Below are 16,195 nucleotides of genomic sequence, written 5' to 3'. Positions count from 1 at the left end.
CGAGGGTCATGCAAGATCAGCTGGTGGGAATCGCGTCCAGCACGGCCTGGGCGTGGCCGGGGACTTTGACTCCACGCCATTCGCTTGCCAGTTTGCCGTCGGGGTCGATCAGGAATGTGCTGCGCACGATGCCCATGTGGCGCTTGCCGTAGAGCACTTTTTCGTGGATCACGTCGAACGCGCGGCACCAGGTTTCATCCGGGTCGGACACCAGCGGGAAGGGGAGTTCCTGCTTGCTGGCGAAGTTCGCATGCGATTTTTGCGAGTCGCGCGAGACACCCACGATCTGCGCGTTGCGCTTGCGAAAACGCGGGTAGAGGTCGCGAAAATCCTTCGCTTCGTTGGTGCAACCGGGGGTCGAGTCTTTCGGATAGAAATAGACCACGACCCATTGGCCTTTGAGACTGTTCAGTTTCAGCTCGCTGCCATCGCCGGTGACGCCTTTCAGCGCCGGCAGCTTTTTGCCGATATCGGGCATGACGACTCCTGCACGGCGATGTGAAGCCGTGACGTGAAGGGGGAAATGATGGCTGGATTTGCGGGGGCGCTTGCCGTGACCTCGGCCAGGTCGTCTGCTGCGGCGGACTTGACGGTGGTGAATCGACGCGCTGGCTGCAATGCAACGGCCCTCCGGCTGGCTTGTGACCACAGACTAGCGCGGTTGAGTTGCTCCGGGACAGCCCTTGTCAGCGGGGCGATATCGCGCGATGCTCGGCGGATTGTCAGCAGTCCGTCGGCTCAGAATTTCACCGGATCCATGATCGCGTCGAGATTCAGGCCATCGCAAAGCTCGAGGAAGTCATCGCGCAACGCGGCAATGTGGATGTCCGCCGGAATGCCGATGGTGAACTGGGCCTGGAACATCTCCGCGCCGGTCTGCATGGCGTGGTAGCGGGTGGAGTTGAGCTGCTCCACGCTGATGTCGCGCTGGCTGAAGAATTCCACGATTCTGGCCACGATGCCGGGGCGGTCGGCGGCCACCACTTCCACCAGATAGGGCAGCAGGTGCGCGCTGTTTTCGCGTGGGCCGGTGCGGTAGTGCACCAGGTGCAGGCTCTCGTCGCGACCCAGCTTGGCCAGCGCCGTTTCCAGCTTGGCCAGCGCGTCCCAGGCGCCACTGGCCAGCAGCATCAACGAGACTTCCGTGCCGATCGTCGAGACGCGCGATTCGGAAAGATTGCAGCCGGCATCGGCAATGCGTCGGGCCAGCGCCAGCAACGGAGACTTGCCCGCCGGCGTGAGCGCCTGGATCAGCAGATGGTTGTCGTTGCCCGCACGGCTGACCGCGGGGGGAGCAGCGGAGGAAGGTTTCAAGAAAGTCCACCTGTGGGTGTCGTTCTGCGCGTTGCGAAAGCGCCAGACTACTCCGATCAAGCTTACTTGCCCGTCTTGCGAGGCGGCAAGTAACATGTGTGGCTTGCCTTGGCAGCAGGATCGGGTCGTGAACATTCGTGGAAGCATCTGTGCACTGGTCACGCCGTTCGCGGCTGACGGTGCGCTCGACCTGGAGGCCTTCGGGCGTCTGCTCGACTACCAGATCGATGGCGGCACCCAGGCGCTGGTGGTGGCCGGCTCGACCGGTGAAGCACACATGCTTGAGCATGACGAGTTCGATCGTCTGCTGGCGTTTGCCATCGAGCACGTCGCCGGCAGGGTTCCGGTGGTCGCCGGCACCGGCGAGGCGGGCACCGCCAAGACCGTGGCGATGACCCGTCGCGCACAGGCGCTAGGCGCCGACGCGGCGCTGGTGGTGACGCCTTTCTACGTGCGACCCACGCAAGAGGGTCTGTATCGGCATTTCATGGCGGTGGCTGACGGGGCCGGCTTGCCGGTGCTGCTGTACAACGTTCCGGGCCGTACCGGCTGCGACCTGTTGCCCGACACCGTGGCCAGATTGCGCGAGCACCCCGCGATCATCGGCATCAAGGAGGCGCGCGGCGATCAGGAGCGGATTTCGGCGCTGGCGGAACTTGTGCGCGAGGATTTCGTCTATCTGTCCGGCGATGACGGTAGCGCCAGCCAGGCAATGCTGGCGGGCGCGGCCGGCACGGTGTCGGTGGTGGCCAACCTGGTGCCGCAGGCCTTTCGTGCGCTGTGCGACGCAGCGACCGGTGGTGACAAGGCCGGGGCGCAACGTTGTCATGCAGCGCTGGAGCCCCTGTTGCGGGCGCTGGATTGCGCGCCGAACCCGATTTCGGTCAAGGCGGGCCTGCCGCCACTGGGCCTGGGTCTGGCCTTGCCCCGTCTGCCCCTGGTGGAACTGAACGAGGGCGCGGAACGCACCCGATTGCACCAGGCGCTGTCCAGTCTGGCATGCTTGGCGACTGCGGCTGGTTGAAGTCGGCCTCACTCATACTCACGGAATTTGACTCAATGAAGAAAACCTCCCTCCTCGTGGCCTTGCCGGCACTGGCCCTCTCCGGCCTGCTGCTCTCCGGCTGCGGCATGTTTCGTTCGCACAAGGCGTGGGAAAAGGCCCGGCAGGAGGCACCACTGGAGATCCCGCCGAGTCTCGACCGCCCGTCTACCAGCGATGCGCTGGTGATTCCACCGCCCGGTGCCAACCAACCGACGGCCAATGGCGCAACGGCCGCGGTGGCGGGCGTTCCCGGTCAGGCTGGACAGGTGTCGGACGGTTTCGTGCACTCCGGCGGCGTCGACAGTGTCTACCAGCAGGTGGGCCAGACACTGGCCGATGGCAGCCTGGGGCAGGTCGTCAGCCATGATGACGCCACGCATACCTACGTGATCAGCGTTGCCGGCACTGCGGTCAAGCACAAGAAGCGGGGCTTTTTCAGCCGCCTGTTCGGGCGCGACAAGAATGATGCCGCTGGCACCAGCGACGGTGGCACGCATCAGGTGCAGATCAGCATCGGCAACAGCGGTACGGACGCGAGCGAGATCCGCGCCCAGAGCGATTCGCTGGCCGTCGTGGCCGGCGTGATCGACGTCCTGAAATCGAAGCTGGGCAAATAAGCAGCAGTCGCCCGGCACGGCGCGTGCCACAGATGAAAAAGCCGCCTCGAAGGCGGCTTTTTCGTATCGGGGATTGCCGGTGATCAGCGTTCCAGCAGATCCAGCTTGCCTGGCTTGCCTTCCCAGTCTTTCGCGTCGGCCGGAGCATCCTTGCGCTCGGTGATCACCGGCCAATCCTTGGCCAACTCGGCATTCAGCGCCACCAGCGCTTCCTGACCGGCCGGCACGTCGTCTTCCGGATAGATCGCGTTGATCGGGCACTCCGGCTCGCACAAGGTGCAGTCGATGCACTCGTCCGGATCGATCACCAGGAAATTGGGACCTTCATGAAACGCGTCGACCGGACACACCTCGACACAGTCGGTGTACTTGCACTTGATGCAATTGTCGATGACAACAAAAGTCATGGAGCAAAGCTCGTCTGAATGACACGGTGAGCGAGTGTCGCAGAACGCGGGCTCTTGTGAGAAGTGCGGCCAGCGATGGCCGCCTGTGATCTCTGTTCGAACCGTGGACTGCACGTGGCAGTCCGCTACCCGGAGTGCGGCGATCAGGGATGATCGCACAAATAATGGTACTCCCTACGAGACTCGAACTCGTGTTCCCGCCGTGAGAGGGCGGTGTCCTAGGCCACTAGACGAAGGGAGCGTTGTGCTGCGAGGCGCGCTAGTATAGCGGAATTGTTTCGTGCGGCAACTTCCGGTTGGCAGCCCCTGGCGTCGAATTCGGAGTGCGCCACACGGATGTGCTTGTTGCCGTCATGCCGGAGGATCGGCGATGCTCGGCATCGTGAATCAAGGCTACTACGGGGCGACGCCGCCCCGCCAAGGATCTCAACCGCTTGAATCTTCAACCAGGCACCGATTTTGCACCCGCGCTGCGGATCATTCCGCGCGATCAGCACATCATTTCGCGGAAGAACATCTCCAAGGCGGCGTTGCGTGTGCTGTACCGGCTCCACGACGCCGGTTATGACGCCTATCTCGTCGGCGGCGCCGTGCGTGACCTGTTGCTGGGCGTGCAGCCCAAGGATTTCGATGTCGCCACCAACGCGACCCCGGATGAAGTGAAAAAGCTGTTCCGCAACTGCCGCCTGATCGGCCGCCGATTCCGGCTCGCGCATGTGGTGTTCGGACCGGAGATCATCGAGGTGGCGACCTTCCGTGGCACTGGCGAGGAAGGTGGCGACGGCGACCGCCATATCGTCGACGGACGCATCGTGCGCGACAACATCTGGGGCACGATCGAGGAGGACGCGATTCGCCGCGACTTCCGCGTCAACGCCATGTACTACGACATCAGCGACTTCTCGGTGCGTGATTATGTCGGCGGCATGCAGGATCTCGAAGACCGCGTGCTGCGGCTGATCGGCGATCCCGAGGTGCGCTATCACGAAGACCCGGTGCGCATGCTGCGCGCCGCGCGCCTGGCGGCCAAGCTCGGCATGCATATCGATGCCGCCGCGATGGCGCCGTTCGAATCACTGGGCCCGCTGCTGGCCGATGCCGCGCCGGCGCGCCTGTTCGATGAATCGTTGAAGATGTTCCTGAGCGGCAATGGCCTCAAGAGTTTCCGCATGCTGGAACATTGCGGCTTGCTGAAGTTCCTGTTTCCGGCGACCGCGCGGGCGCTCAAGCGCGGCGATGCCGCCCTGCGTTCGCTGGTCGAGCAGGGGCTGGCCAATACCGATGCGCGGATCAGCGAAGGCAAGTCGGTCACTCCGGCTTTTCTGTTCGCCGTGCTGTTGTGGGGTGAAGTGCGCGGCCAGGCGATCCAGGCCATCGAGGCGGGCCAGGATGGCAACGAGGCCTGGGCTCGTGCTGCCACCAAAGTGGTCGGGGAGCAATGTCAGCGCGTGGCGATCCCGCGGCGGTTCACCTTCACCATGGAGGAGATCTGGTCGCTGCAGCCGCGTTTCGAGCAGGTCCAGCGCAAGCGCGTGTTCCGCCTGATGGCGCACCCGCGCTTTCGCGCAGCGTTCGATTTCCTGTTGCTGCGTGCCGAGGAGTCCGCGACTACGCGCGAACTGGGTCAATGGTGGGCGCATGCACAACGATTGCCGCACGAGGTCCTCGCCGCGGCATTGCCGGCAACGGCGGGCTCGGCCGCGGCTGAAGCCATGCCGGCACCGGCGGTGCGCAAGCCGCCGCGCCCGCGGCGGCGGCGCCGCAAGCGCAGCGACACGTCGAGTTCCGAGTGAGCCTGGCCTACGTCGCACTGGGCAGCAATCTCGGCGATCCGCGGCAACAGGTACTCGATGCCATGGCGGCGCTGGGCGACTTGCCCGGAACTCGCGTGCTGCAGCGTTCGGCGCTGTACCGCACGGCGCCATGGGGCGTGCTGGACCAGCCGCCGTTCATCAATGCCGTGGTCGAACTGGAGACCGATTTGTCGGCGCAGGCGTTGTTGCAGCGCTTGCTGCTGATCGAGCAGCAGGCCGGCCGGGTCCGCGCCGAACGCAACGGGCCGCGCACGCTGGATCTGGATCTGCTGCATGTCGACGACGCGCAATGCCACAGCGACGCCTTGACCTTGCCGCACCCGCGCCTGGCCGAGCGGGCCTTCGTGCTGCTGCCGCTGCACGATGTGGCGCCGACCTTGCAACTGCCCGGTCTGGGCAACGTGGCGGAATTGCTGGCCCGGGTCGATCTTGCCGGTTGCGAGCGATTGCTTGGGCCATAATTGGCGACTGTCCCCCCCTGATCAGGAACTGCCGTGTACGTGCAAAACGCCAATGTGCCCGACCGCAAGCGAGTGACCGTGCCGGGGCTGCGCGCGATGAAGTCACAGGGGAAGCGCATCGTCATGCTCACGGCCTATGACGCCAGTTTTGCGTGGCAACTGGAAGCAGCCGGGATCGACGTGGCGCTGGTCGGGGACTCGCTCGGCATGGTGGTGCAGGGGCATGCCAGCACCTTGCCGGTGACGCTGGAGCACATGGTCTATCACACCGCTGCGGTGGCCCGCGGTTTGTCCGCGACCCTGCTGGTGGCCGACCTGCCGTTCATGGCCGATCGCGACGTGGCGCACGTGCTCGAGGCCGGCGCCAGGTTGGTCGGTGAAGCGGGTGCGGCGATGGTGAAGATCGAGGGCGCGTCGGCCCACGTCCTGGAGGGGATTTCGGCGTTGACCTCTCGTTCCATTCCGGTCTGTGCCCACCTGGGACTGACCCCGCAATCGGTGCATCGCTTCGGTGGTTTCCGTATCCAGGGTCGCGAGCAGGACGCCGCGGACCGCGTGCTGGAAGAGGCATTGGCCGTGCAGGCTGCGGGCGCCGAGCTGCTGGTGATCGAGGGGGTGCCGGTCGAGTTGGGCCGCCGCGTGACCGAGGCGTTGATGATCCCGGTGATCGGCATCGGCGCAGGTCCGCATTGCGACGGCCAGGTGCTGGTGATTCATGACATGCTCGGCGTCACGCCCGGCAAGCGGCCGAAGTTCAGCAAGGATTTTCTGGCCGGCCACGACTCGGTGGCGGCGGCGATCACGGCGTATGCCGAGGATGTGCGCAATGGCGTGTTCCCGGCGCCAGAGCACTGTTTCAACTGAGCCACTTCGACTGAGCCACGGGTCCCGGCGCCATGCAAACCGTACAAGATGCTCCCGCCCTGCGTGCCGCCATTCGCGGTTGGCGTGACAAGGGCCAGATCGTCGGCTTCGTGCCGACCATGGGCAACCTGCACGCGGGCCATCAGTCGCTGATCCGGCTGGCGCGGGCGCGCGCGGATCGGGTCGTCGCCAGCGTGTTCGTCAATCCCACGCAGTTCGGGCCGAACGAGGATTTCGAACGCTATCCGCGCACCCTGGTGCAGGATCAGGCGGCGCTGGCGGACGAGTACTGCGACCTGCTGTTTGCCCCCGATGTGACCACGATTTATCCGTACGGCGCCTCGCACAGCGTGAGCCTGCGGGTGCCGCAGATCACCGAGGTGCTGGAGGGCGCGCATCGGGCCGGTCATTTCGACGGTGTGGCGACCGTGGTGTGCAAGCTGTTCAACCTGGTGCAGCCCGATCTGGTCGTGTTTGGCCAGAAGGATTTCCAGCAACTCAAGGTGATCGAGCGGATGGTGCGCGACCTGTCGTTGCCGGTGAAGGTGATTGCGGCGCCGACCATGCGTGCGGAGGATGGCCTGGCGCTCAGTTCGCGCAACCAGTACCTGTCCGCCGCCGAGCGTGCACGCGCGCCGGTGATCCACGACACCTTGACCACCATGGCTGAACTGCTGCGCAAGGGTCATCCGTGGCAGGCATTGGAGCAGGTCGCCGACGCGCGGCTGCGGCGGGCCGGTTTCAGCCCCGACTATGCCGTGATCCGACGTGCCGAAGACCTGGCCGAGCCGGCAGAAGGGCAGCGCGATGGCCTGATTGCCTTGATCGCCGCTCGTCTGGGCACCACCCGCCTGATCGACAACTTGCTCATCGACTGAAACGTCCCCATGTTTCTGCACGTCGGCCGCTGATGTTGCAGTGCAGCGCCATCGGCTCGATAATCAACGACTTTGCAGCGTCCTGCGGGAATCTTTTTCATGCACCTGAACATGCTCAAGGCCAAGATCCACCGTGCCACGGTGACCCACGCCGAACTTCATTACGAAGGCTCGATCGCGATCGACGGCTTGCTGCTGGATGCGTCCGGGATCCGCGAGTACGAACAGATCCACGCGTGGAACGTCAACAATGGCAAGCGCTTCGTCACCTATGCGCTGCGTGCCGAGGAAGGCTCGGGCATCATCTCGGTGAACGGCAGTGCGGCTCACAGCGCCACGCCGGGTGACATCGTGATCATCGCGGCGTTCGCGCAGCTGAACGAGGCGGAGCTGGAGAAATTCAAGCCGACCTGCGTGTACATCGCCGCCGGTGCAGGCAACCACATCAGTCACACCAATCGCTCGATTCCCAAGCAGATGGCTGCTGCCTGAAGCCGGCGTGATTCAAGGTGCCTGCACCACGGTGCCTTGGTGAAACACGATCTTCCATTCGCCTGATTCGCGCCGCCAGATCGTGCTTCGTCGGGTGAGTCGCTGGCTCTGGCGCAGCGTGTAGGTGAGCAGGTAGAGCGCACTGGCGAGCTCGCGGCAATGGAAGTCTGTCGATTCCCACTCCGATTCGTCCACACTCTGGTGCTGGCGTGCGTCGAGCACGTTCAGCACGTACTGGCGGCTGTAGCGTTGGCCGGAGGCGCCGATTTCCCAGAAATCCGCCGTGGTCATGCGCTCGTGGTCAGCACGGGACTGGCCGAATTCGCGTTGATGGAAAATCGGCTCGCGCCGGCGCAGTTCCTCCAGTACGCCGGCCAGGTGTGGCGCGGTGGTCCGGTCGGGTTCTTGTTCGCTGCTCATGCTGGGGCCTTGTTATCTGCTTGGCGCTGCAGCGCCCACGCCACATGTTCGCGCACCACCGCCGACGCATCGTCGGCGCGCTGGTTCAGTGCCACGCAGATCGCCTCGCTGGGCGGCGCGTTGCCCAGCGCCACCGCGATGTTGCGCAGCCAGCCCTCGTAGCCGGTGCGGCGGATCGCCATGCCCTCGGTGCGCTTGAGAAATTCCTGCTCGGTCCAGGCGAACAGTTCGATCAGCTTGGCGCCATCCAGGCTGTGCCGCGGCGCGAAGTCCGCTTCGGTGGCGACCTGGGCGAATTTGTTCCAGGGGCACACCAGCTGGCAGTCGTCGCAACCGAAAATGCGGTTGCCCATCGGTGCGCGTAGCTCTTCGGGGATGCTGCCCTTGAGCTCGATCGTGAGATACGAGATGCAGCGCTTGGCATCGAGCTGGTGCGGCCCGAGGATCGCCTGGGTCGGGCAGACTTCGATGCAACGCGTGCAAGTGCCGCAATGCGCCGTGGCAGGCGGGTCCACCGGTAGCGGCAGATCCGTGTAGAGCTCACCCAGGAAAAAGTACGAACCCGCGCTGCGATTGATCAGCACGGTGTGCTTGCCGATCCAGCCCAGCCCGGCGTTGCGCGCCAGCGCCTTTTCGAGCACCGGGGCTGAATCCACGTAGGCGCGGTAGCCGAAATCGCCAACCACGCCGTGTATGCGTTCGGCCAGTTTCTGCAGGCGGTTGCGCATCAGCTTGTGGTAGTCCCGACCCAACGCATAGCGCGACACATAGCCGGCCTCGCCATCGCCCAGCACGTCCCACGCATTGGCGGTGCCGGGCGGGATGTAATCCATGCGTACCGAAATGACCCGTTGCGTGCCGGCCTCGAGCTCGGCCGGACGGGTACGCTTGGTGCCATGACGCGCCATGTATTCCATCTCGCCGTGATAGCCCGCATCGAGCCAGCGCTCGAGGTGCTGCTCGTCCTCGGCCAGGTCGGTGCCACTGATGCCGGCATCGGCAAAACCCAGTTCGATCGCCCATTGCTTGATGTTGCGGGCGAGCGCGGTGTAGTCAGGAGTAGTTGGGTTGGGCATGGACATCTGTCCATTGTAAGCGTGGCTCTATAATCCGCGGCATGCCCGAGTACCAGCACCGCCGCGATCTGCACACCGTCGAACGCATGCGCGAGATCGATCGGGCGGCGCTGGCGACGCTGGACATCTCCGGGATCGAGTTGATGCGTCGCGCCTCCGGCGCCGCATTGACGAGTTTGCGTCGGTACTGGCCGCAAGTGCGCAGGATCTGTGTGCACTGCGGACCAGGCAACAACGGCGGCGACGGCTTCCTGCTGGCCGTGCTGGCGCGCGACGCCGGGATGCATGTCGATGTGGTGGGCTTGACCGAGGCCTCGCACGGTGATGCCGCGAAGGCGCGCGCCGAATGGGAGCAGGGCGGCGGTCGGATCGATGTTTGGGATGAGCACGACGAGTTGCCCGAGGCGGAACTGCATGTGGACGCCATGTACGGCATCGGCCTCAATCGCGAGCCCGGCCCGGCTGCCGCGAGCCTGATCGAATGCCTCAACGCCAGCGGCGTGCCGGTACTGGCACTGGATGTGCCATCCGGACTGAATGCGGACACCGGGCAATCCCCCGGTGCCGCCGTTCGCGCGGATCTGACCGTGAGCTTCATCGCCAACAAGCGTGGCCTGCACACGGGCCGCGCCGCCGATCTTGTCGGCGCGCTGGAACTGGCCATGCTCGGCGTGCCTGCCAGCGTGTATGCGAAGGTGCCGCCGGACGCGAGGCTGCTGACTGCCGAAGCACTGCCGCCGCGCGCTCATTACGGCAACAAGGGCAACTACGGCCATGTGCTGGTGATCGGTGGCGGGCAGGGCATGGCGGGCGCGGTTCACCTCGCCGGTGCGGCGGCACTTCGCGCTGGCGCCGGCAAGGTGAGCGTGGCGACGCGTGCCGAACACGTGTCTGCACTGAACGCGGCGCGGCCCGAACTGATGGCGCGCGGCGTCGATGGACCGCAGGTGCTGCAGTCGATGCTCGAGCATGCCGACGTGCTGGCACTCGGCCCGGGACTGGGCCAGTCGGCATGGGGGCATGCGCTGTGGTTCACGGCGCTGGAACATGACGGTCCGCTGGTGCTGGATGCCGACGGGTTGAATCTGCTGGCGAAAGAGCCGCGACAGTTCCAGGCGCCGACGGTGTTGACCCCGCATCCCGGCGAGGCGGCGCGCCTGCTCGGGATCGACGTGGCCGAGGTCGAACGCGACCGCTTCGCGGCTGCGCGAGAGTTGGCCAGCCGATACGCCGCCGTCACGGTCCTGAAAGGTGCGGGTAGCCTGATTGCCCATCCGGATGGACGTCTGGACGTCTGTCCGTGGGGCAACCCCGGGATGGCCTCGGGCGGCATGGGCGATCTGCTCACCGGCATCATTGCCGCCTTGCTGGCGCAAGGCTGCAGCGCGTGGCAGGCGGCCTGCATCGGTGCGGGTCTGCACGCGCGTGCCGGCGATCGCGCGGCTCAGGCGGGCGAGCGCGGGCTGCTGGCCAGCGACTTGCTGGCTCCCCTGCGTATGCTTGGCAATGGCTTGCCTGTAGACGAGCGTGAAGCATGACAACGACAGTCGACACCGAACCGCTCTGGCCACTGCCCGATGAAGCGGCGACCGCAGCGCTGGCGCGGCGCATGGCCGGATTGCTGGATGAAGGGCTGGTGCTCTACCTGCACGGTCCGCTGGGCGCGGGCAAGACCAGTTTTGCGCGTGCTTTGCTGACCACCCTGGGCGTGGGCGAACGGGTAAAAAGTCCGACCTACAGCTTGATGGAAGGCTATACGGCAAGGGATCGACCGGCCTGGCATCTGGATCTCTATCGGATCGCCGACCCCGGCGAACTCGAATGGCTGGGCCTCGACGCACTGACCGATCCCGAGGCGTTGGTGCTGGTGGAGTGGCCCGAGCGCGGAGCCGGCGCCTTGCCAGCCGCGGACCTCGAGCTGTGCCTGGACTACGCCGGCGAGGGCCGCCAGGCGAGACTGCGGGCTTTCACCGCGCGCGGTGACCGGCTGCTCCAGCGAATGCGCTGACCACGGCCAAGTACTTGCTCCAGCTTGGAATTTTCCTGATCCGACCGATCCGGCAAGGATCTGTTCGGAATGCGTAACTTGCGGTTGATTGCTTGATATCGCCTGATGAATGGCTTGCAGGTGGCGGATATTAAAAGGAAAAGCTTCTTGCATTCGCTTCGCGACTGCGCTTCAATGCGGCTCATGAGGGGCTACCTGAACAACCTGGCCGGTCTTTTCGTCGCTGCGATCCTGGCGAGCGCCCCGCTGGCCGGTGCGCGGGCCGCCGAGGTCAAGGACGCGCGTGTATGGGCAGGCCCGCAGTACACCAGGGTGGTGCTCGACGCGAACGGGCCGCTGCATTACAAGATCGACCAGAAGGATGGCCAGATCGTGGTCGACCTGAGCGACAGCAAGGCCGCGGTCGATTTTTCCGCACCGGCGGCGCAGGGGTTGTACCGCGGGCTGAGCCATGCGCGCAGCGGCAACAACCTGCTGCTCACCGCCAATGTCGACCCGTCCAGCCGGCTCAAGAGTTTCGTGCTCAAGCCGGCCGGCGGTGAAAACTACCGATTGGTGCTGGATCTCTACCCCGGCGAGGCCAAGGGCGCCGACAGCGCGGCAGGGACAGCGTCACCTGTGACCTTGTCCTTCAGCAATCCCACGCACAGTCGCCGGGTGGCCGCCGAGCAAGCCGCGGCCATGCTCAACGGACAACGCGCCGTCGTCGTGGCGATCGATGCCGGCCACGGCGGCAAGGATCAGGGCGCGCATGGTCCGCGCGGTACGCTGGAGAAGAACGTGACCCTGGCCGTGGCGCGTGATCTGGCCAAGGAAATCAATCGCCAGCCGGGCATGAAGGCGGTGTTGACCCGTGACAGCGACGTCTTCATCCCGCTCAAGCAACGCTACGAGATTGCGCGCGAGCACAACGCGGACCTGTTCGTTTCGATCCACGCCGACTCCTTCACCAGCGATGACGCGAGGGGATCATCGGTGTGGGTGCTGTCGCCGCGCGGCAAGACCAGCATGGCGGCACGCTGGCTTGCCGATGGCCAGAACCGTGCCGACCTGATCGGCGGCATCAGCCTGGACGACAAGGACGACAGCCTGGCCAAGGTCCTGCTGGACCTCCAGCAGGGCTGGGCCATCCAGGCCAGCGACGAGGTGGCCAACAACGTGCTCAAGGCACTGGCCAAGCTGGGCCCCACGCATCGCGGTCATGTCGAGCATGCCAACTTCGTGGTACTGCGCTCGCCTGACGTGCCCTCGATCCTGGTCGAGACGGCCTTCATCAGCAATCCGGTGGAAGAGCGCAAGTTGCGCGATCCGGCCCACCAGAAGCTGCTTGCCAACGCGGTGATGTCTGGCGTGAAGGGCTATTTCGAATCGACGCCGCCACCGGGCACCTGGTTTGCGGCGCAGGCGGCCAAACGCAACGGCACGCGCCTGGCCTCGGTCGCCAGCCCGACCAGTGGCAAGTCGATCGGCACGTTGCCCGCACACTCGGACCGGCACCGGGTGGGACGCGGTGAGAGCCTGAGCAGCATCGCGCGGCAATACGGCGTCAGCGTGGGCGCGCTGAAGAGCGCCAACCAGATGAACACGAATACCGTGCGTGCCGGTGCGGTGTTGACGATTCCCGCGGGCTGATAGCGAACCACGGCCTGCGGGCTGTTAAAGTTCGCGGATGCCTGTCATCCGCCCGCTTCCCCCCGAACTCATCAACCAGATCGCCGCGGGCGAGGTCATTGAGCGACCGTCGTCCGTGGTCAAGGAACTGGTCGAAAACAGCCTCGACGCCGGTGCCACCCGGATCGAGGTGGACGTGGAGGCCGGTGGTGCGCGACTGATCCGCGTGCGTGATGACGGTGGCGGCATTCATGCCGACGAATTGCCGCTGGCCGTGGCCTCGCACGCGACCAGCAAGATCGGCAGCTTCGACGACCTGGAGCACGTCGCCAGCATGGGTTTTCGCGGCGAGGCATTGGCGTCGGTGTCGTCGGTCTCGCGCTTCACGCTGACCTCGCGAGTGCGCGGCCAGGACGCGGCGTTCCGGGTCGAGGTCGATGGCGGCAAGTTGCAGGCTGCGCGCCCTGCGCAGCATCCGCCAGGCACCAGCGTCGAGGTGCGCGACCTGTTCCACAACGTGCCGGCACGACGAAAATTCATGCGTGCCGAGCGCACCGAGTTTGCCCATATCGACGACTTGCTCAAGTCGTTGGCGCTGGCACGCAGTGCGGTGGAGTTTCGCCTCAGTCACAACGGCAAGCCGGTGCGCATCTGGAAGGCCGCGCGCGACGAACAGGCCGCGTTGCAGCGGGTCGCCGAAGTGCTCGGCGCGGAATTCCCGCAGCAAAGTCTGCGGATCGATCATGCGGCTGCCGGACTGCATCTGTCCGGCTGGGTCGGGTTGCCGACCGCGTCGCGATCGCAGGCTGATTCCCAGTATTTCTACGTCAATGGTCGGCTGGTGCGCGACCGCATCGTGGCGCACGCGGTGCGGCAGGCCTATGCCGACGTGCTGTTTCATGGTCGCCACGCCGCTTTCGTGCTGTACCTGGAACTGGACCCGGCCGGCGTCGACGTGAACGTGCATCCGGCCAAGCATGAGGTGCGCTTCCGCGAGCAGCGGCTGGTGCATGACTTCCTGTTCCGCACCCTGCACGAGGCGCTGGCTCGGACGCGCGCCGGGCAGGTGGCTTCGCAGGCGCGGGAATCCGATGGCGGCCTGCGCATGGCCACCGCCGCATCAACGCCTGCGACCATGCAACCGGCGTGGCCGGCGCGTGCCGACCAGAGCCGGTTGTCGCTGGGCGTGCGCGACCAGCCCTTGGCCGATTACGCGGCATTGCTTGGCGAGCCGTCATCGACCGCGGTCATCGCCGAGATGGAGCCGGGCGAAGCGCCGCCGCTGGGTTTTGCCATCGCCCAGCTCAAGAGCATTTACGTGCTCGCCGAGAATGCGCACGGTCTGATCCTGGTCGACATGCACGCGGCGCACGAGCGGATTACCTACGAGAAGTTGAAAACCGGCCGATCCGGCAGCAACCTGCGCTCACAGATGCTGCTGGTGCCGCTGTCGATCGCGGTGAGCGCGAAGGAAGCCGCGGCGGCGGAAGAATATGCCGAGCCATTGGCGGGCTGGGGCCTGGAGCTGTCACGCAGTGGTCCGGCCAGTGTCGTGGTGCGCCGCATTCCCGCCCTGCTTGAAGGTGCCGATGTGGCGCAGCTGAGCCGTGACGTGTTGTCCGAGTTGGCTCAGCACGGCAGTTCGCGGCGACTGCAGGAACTGGAGAACGAGCTGCTTTCGACCATGGCCTGCCATGGTTCGGTGCGCGCCGGTCGCCGCCTGACCATCCCGGAAATGAACGCGCTGCTGCGCGAGATGGAAGCCACTGAACGCTCCGGACAATGCAATCATGGCCGCCCCACCTGGGTGCAGCTGGGCATGGGCGAGCTGGACAAGCTGTTCATGCGCGGTCGCTGAAGGTGTCGGGACAAATTCGAATCTGGGGAAAATTGATGATACGCAGCAGTCTGATCGTTGCCGCCGCCATACTGGGAGTCGCTACCGTGCACGCCACCGACGTTGATCACTACAAACAGGACATCGAGCAGTGGCACGCCGGTCGGGTCGAACGGCTGACCGCGCCGGATGGCTGGTTGAGTCTGATCGGCCTGGAATGGCTCAAGCCCGGCGACAACCGCATCGGCAGCGCTGCCGACAACGACATCGTGCTGAAGGCCGGACCCGCGCACCTGGGTGTGATCACGCTGGCCGCGGATGGCCGCATGCAACTCACCCTTGCGCCGGACAGTGGCGCGCTCATCGACGGCAAGCCCATCGCGCAGGCCGTGCTGGTCGACGATGCGCATGCCGGCGATGCCGCCCCCACCACGGTGAGCTTCGGTACGGCGAGCTTCTACGCCATCGACCGCAGCGGCCGCAAAGGGCTGCGCGTGAAGGACACCAACGCACCGACCCGCAAGCACTTCGCGGGCATCGACTCATTCCCGATCGACCCGTCGTGGCGGATCGAGGCGACCTGGGTACCCGCCAAGCCCGGCGAAACGCTGGAGATGGGGACGGCCATCGGCACGGTCGACAAGTTCCCGGTGCCGGGCAAGCTGGAGTTCACGCGGGACGGCAAGGCATTCGCGTTGCTGCCGGTGATCGAGGAGCCGGGCGATGCGCAGTACTTCGTGGTGTTCGCCGACCGTACCAGCGGCAAGGAAACCTACGGTGCGGCTCGCTTCGTCTATGTCGATCCGCCCAAGGACGGCAAGGTCGTGCTGGATTTCAACAAGGCCTACAACCCGCCGTGTGCCTTCACGCCATTCGCGACGTGCCCGCTGGCGCCGCCGGAAAACCGGCTGGACTTGCGCGTGACGGCTGGCGAGAAGAAATACGCCGGCGGGCATTGAGCCAGCTGACTTCACGCAGGGCGGACTCCGCCCGCCGGCTGTTCCCCGGGACGCCGATGGCGGGCATAGCCCGCCCTACGGTATCGGCGCAATGCCTGAGTCATCCCTCATCACGCCTTGAACCCCCACGTAGGGCGGGCTCCGCCCGCCGGCTGTTCCGCGGGACGCCGATGGCGGGCATAGCCCGCCCTACGGCATCGGCGCAATGCTTGATTCATCCCTCATCATGCCTTGAACCCCCACGTGGGGCGGGCTCCGCCCGCCGGCCGTTCCGCGAGACGCCGATGGCGGGCATAGCCCGCCCTACGGCATCGGCGCAATGCCTGAGTCATCCATCATCATGCCTTGAACCCCCACGTCGGGCGGGCTCCGCCCGCCGGCTGTTCCGCGGG

At 65.5% G+C, this 16,195-nt stretch carries 17 protein-coding genes and 1 tRNA gene; 12 read left to right on the top strand and 6 right to left on the bottom strand.

Features of this window, described 5'->3' with window-relative positions:
* Positions 1–16: 16 nt before the first annotated feature.
* Complete coding sequence (locus AC0L58_RS10950) at positions 17–478, bottom strand: peroxiredoxin (protein ID WP_473683296.1); 462 nt, start codon at positions 476–478, stop codon at positions 17–19.
* 260 nt (positions 479–738) lie between these two features.
* On the bottom strand, positions 739–1,314 hold the full coding sequence (locus AC0L58_RS10945; protein WP_473683294.1) for a glycine cleavage system transcriptional repressor: 576 nt from the start codon (positions 1,312–1,314) through the stop codon (positions 739–741).
* A 127-nt stretch (positions 1,315–1,441) separates the two neighbouring features.
* Here AC0L58_RS10945 and dapA point away from each other — a divergent pair, with 127 nt between their 5' ends.
* Complete coding sequence (gene dapA, locus AC0L58_RS10940; protein ID WP_473683292.1) at positions 1,442–2,338, top strand: 4-hydroxy-tetrahydrodipicolinate synthase; 897 nt, start codon at positions 1,442–1,444, stop codon at positions 2,336–2,338.
* 35 nt (positions 2,339–2,373) lie between these two features.
* Positions 2,374–2,976 carry a hypothetical protein gene (locus AC0L58_RS10935; protein WP_473683290.1) on the top strand — a complete coding sequence of 201 codons (603 nt, stop codon included), beginning with the start codon at positions 2,374–2,376 and terminating at the stop codon, positions 2,974–2,976.
* Positions 2,977–3,059: 83 nt separating this feature from the next.
* On the opposite strand, the gene fdxA is transcribed toward AC0L58_RS10935, so the two are convergent.
* Positions 3,060–3,383 (bottom strand): ferredoxin FdxA, encoded by a 324-nt coding sequence (gene fdxA, locus AC0L58_RS10930; protein WP_473683288.1) that lies wholly within the window; start codon positions 3,381–3,383, stop codon positions 3,060–3,062.
* Between the two features lie 165 nt (positions 3,384–3,548).
* Positions 3,549–3,624, bottom strand: a tRNA-Glu gene (locus AC0L58_RS10925).
* Positions 3,625–3,817: 193 nt separating this feature from the next.
* Here AC0L58_RS10925 and pcnB point away from each other — a divergent pair.
* The 5 genes from pcnB to panD all read left to right on the top strand — a co-directional run bounded on the left by pcnB (position 3,818) and on the right by panD (position 7,892).
* Positions 3,818–5,176 carry a polynucleotide adenylyltransferase PcnB gene (gene pcnB, locus AC0L58_RS10920; protein WP_473683286.1) on the top strand — a complete coding sequence of 453 codons (1,359 nt, stop codon included), beginning with the start codon at positions 3,818–3,820 and terminating at the stop codon, positions 5,174–5,176.
* On the top strand, positions 5,173–5,658 hold the full coding sequence (gene folK, locus AC0L58_RS10915) for a 2-amino-4-hydroxy-6-hydroxymethyldihydropteridine diphosphokinase (RefSeq protein WP_473683284.1): 486 nt from the start codon (positions 5,173–5,175) through the stop codon (positions 5,656–5,658). Before pcnB ends, folK begins: the two co-directional genes overlap by 4 nt.
* A gap of 33 nt (positions 5,659–5,691) precedes the next feature.
* Positions 5,692–6,522, top strand: a complete 831-nt coding sequence (gene panB, locus AC0L58_RS10910; protein ID WP_473683282.1) for a 3-methyl-2-oxobutanoate hydroxymethyltransferase — start codon at positions 5,692–5,694, stop codon at positions 6,520–6,522.
* A 32-nt stretch (positions 6,523–6,554) separates the two neighbouring features.
* The gene (gene panC, locus AC0L58_RS10905) at positions 6,555–7,400 is read left to right on the top strand and encodes a pantoate--beta-alanine ligase (protein WP_473683280.1); all 846 of its coding nucleotides are present in this window, start codon (positions 6,555–6,557) and stop codon (positions 7,398–7,400) included.
* A 99-nt stretch (positions 7,401–7,499) separates the two neighbouring features.
* On the top strand, positions 7,500–7,892 hold the full coding sequence (panD, locus tag AC0L58_RS10900) for an aspartate 1-decarboxylase (RefSeq protein ID WP_473683278.1): 393 nt from the start codon (positions 7,500–7,502) through the stop codon (positions 7,890–7,892).
* Between the two features lie 12 nt (positions 7,893–7,904).
* Here panD and AC0L58_RS10895 read toward each other — a convergent pair whose 3' ends face one another.
* Both AC0L58_RS10895 and queG read right to left on the bottom strand, forming a co-directional pair.
* Positions 7,905–8,312: a nuclear transport factor 2 family protein gene (locus tag AC0L58_RS10895; RefSeq protein ID WP_473683276.1), complete on the bottom strand. Its 408-nt coding sequence runs from the start codon at positions 8,310–8,312 to the stop codon at positions 7,905–7,907.
* Entirely contained in the window at positions 8,309–9,394 is a 1,086-nt protein-coding gene (gene queG / locus AC0L58_RS10890) for a tRNA epoxyqueuosine(34) reductase QueG (protein ID WP_473683274.1), read from the bottom strand. The genes AC0L58_RS10895 and queG overlap by 4 nt, the downstream gene beginning before the upstream one ends.
* A gap of 35 nt (positions 9,395–9,429) precedes the next feature.
* Between queG and AC0L58_RS10885 the strand changes: the two genes are divergently transcribed.
* The 5 genes from AC0L58_RS10885 to AC0L58_RS10865 all read left to right on the top strand — a co-directional run bounded on the left by AC0L58_RS10885 (position 9,430) and on the right by AC0L58_RS10865 (position 15,803).
* Positions 9,430–10,926: an NAD(P)H-hydrate dehydratase gene (locus AC0L58_RS10885; protein WP_473683272.1), complete on the top strand. Its 1,497-nt coding sequence runs from the start codon at positions 9,430–9,432 to the stop codon at positions 10,924–10,926.
* On the top strand, positions 10,923–11,396 hold the full coding sequence (tsaE, locus tag AC0L58_RS10880) for a tRNA (adenosine(37)-N6)-threonylcarbamoyltransferase complex ATPase subunit type 1 TsaE (protein ID WP_473683270.1): 474 nt from the start codon (positions 10,923–10,925) through the stop codon (positions 11,394–11,396). Before AC0L58_RS10885 ends, tsaE begins: the two co-directional genes overlap by 4 nt.
* Positions 11,397–11,579: 183 nt before the next feature.
* Positions 11,580–13,028, top strand: a complete 1,449-nt coding sequence (locus tag AC0L58_RS10875; RefSeq protein WP_473683268.1) for an N-acetylmuramoyl-L-alanine amidase — start codon at positions 11,580–11,582, stop codon at positions 13,026–13,028.
* A 37-nt stretch (positions 13,029–13,065) separates the two neighbouring features.
* Positions 13,066–14,865 (top strand): DNA mismatch repair endonuclease MutL, encoded by a 1,800-nt coding sequence (gene mutL, locus AC0L58_RS10870; protein WP_473683266.1) that lies wholly within the window; start codon positions 13,066–13,068, stop codon positions 14,863–14,865.
* A gap of 35 nt (positions 14,866–14,900) precedes the next feature.
* Complete coding sequence (locus AC0L58_RS10865) at positions 14,901–15,803, top strand: DUF1684 domain-containing protein (RefSeq protein ID WP_473683264.1); 903 nt, start codon at positions 14,901–14,903, stop codon at positions 15,801–15,803.
* Positions 15,804–16,195: the final 392 nt, after the last annotated feature.

The sequence above is a fragment of the Rhodanobacter sp. G2-10 genome (genome assembly GCF_055809185.1).
This window is presented reverse-complemented; position numbering and strand designations above follow the sequence as displayed.

Excerpts from the sequence above, each read along its gene's own strand:
- AC0L58_RS10875 (WP_473683268.1), top strand. The coding sequence starts at position 11,580 with ATGAGGGGCTACCTGAACAACCTGGCCGGTCTTTTCGTCGCTGCGATC.
- AC0L58_RS10865 (WP_473683264.1), top strand. The coding sequence starts at position 14,901 with ATGATACGCAGCAGTCTGATCGTTGCCGCCGCCATACTGGGAGTCGCT.
- AC0L58_RS10885 (WP_473683272.1), top strand. The coding sequence starts at position 9,430 with ATGCCCGAGTACCAGCACCGCCGCGATCTGCACACCGTCGAACGCATG.
- fdxA (WP_473683288.1), bottom strand. The coding sequence starts at position 3,383 with ATGACTTTTGTTGTCATCGACAATTGCATCAAGTGCAAGTACACCGAC.
- tsaE (WP_473683270.1), top strand. The coding sequence starts at position 10,923 with ATGACAACGACAGTCGACACCGAACCGCTCTGGCCACTGCCCGATGAA.
- queG (WP_473683274.1), bottom strand. The coding sequence starts at position 9,394 with ATGTCCATGCCCAACCCAACTACTCCTGACTACACCGCGCTCGCCCGC.
- AC0L58_RS10935 (WP_473683290.1), top strand. The coding sequence starts at position 2,374 with ATGAAGAAAACCTCCCTCCTCGTGGCCTTGCCGGCACTGGCCCTCTCC.
- mutL (WP_473683266.1), top strand. The coding sequence starts at position 13,066 with ATGCCTGTCATCCGCCCGCTTCCCCCCGAACTCATCAACCAGATCGCC.
- AC0L58_RS10950 (WP_473683296.1), bottom strand. The coding sequence starts at position 478 with ATGCCCGATATCGGCAAAAAGCTGCCGGCGCTGAAAGGCGTCACCGGC.
- panC (WP_473683280.1), top strand. The coding sequence starts at position 6,555 with ATGCAAACCGTACAAGATGCTCCCGCCCTGCGTGCCGCCATTCGCGGT.
- panD (WP_473683278.1), top strand. The coding sequence starts at position 7,500 with ATGCACCTGAACATGCTCAAGGCCAAGATCCACCGTGCCACGGTGACC.
- AC0L58_RS10895 (WP_473683276.1), bottom strand. The coding sequence starts at position 8,312 with ATGAGCAGCGAACAAGAACCCGACCGGACCACCGCGCCACACCTGGCC.